General features: G+C 40.5%; 1 protein-coding gene. It reads right to left on the reverse strand.

The window, feature by feature from the left end; genetic code table 11:
- A partial coding sequence (locus AAEY80_RS14620) for an ATP-binding protein (protein WP_350588602.1) occupies positions 1-262 on the reverse strand: 262 nt, incomplete at both ends.

A 262-nucleotide genomic window follows, 5' to 3' on the forward strand; every position in this document is an offset into this window, starting at 1 on the left:
GGTAAATATACAATAAATTTAGCACCACCTAAGCTTGAGCTTTCTGCTTTACACTCTCCTTGGTGCCACGACACAATTTTAGCAACTATAGCAAGCCCTAAACCAAAGCCACCAGTGTCCTTGCCTCTACTTTTATCTAATCGAGTAAAAGGCTTAAATACGTTTTCTCGCTCAACGGGGTCAATCCCTCCACCATCATCTTCAACAATCAATACTATGTGAGTTGCCTCTTGTAGCAATGAAATTTTGACTTGTTGATGAG

It is taken from the genome of Psychrobacter sp. 78a-MNA-CIBAN-0178, from assembly GCF_040309625.1.
GTDB classification, from domain to species: domain Bacteria; phylum Pseudomonadota; class Gammaproteobacteria; order Pseudomonadales; family Moraxellaceae; genus Psychrobacter; species Psychrobacter okhotskensis.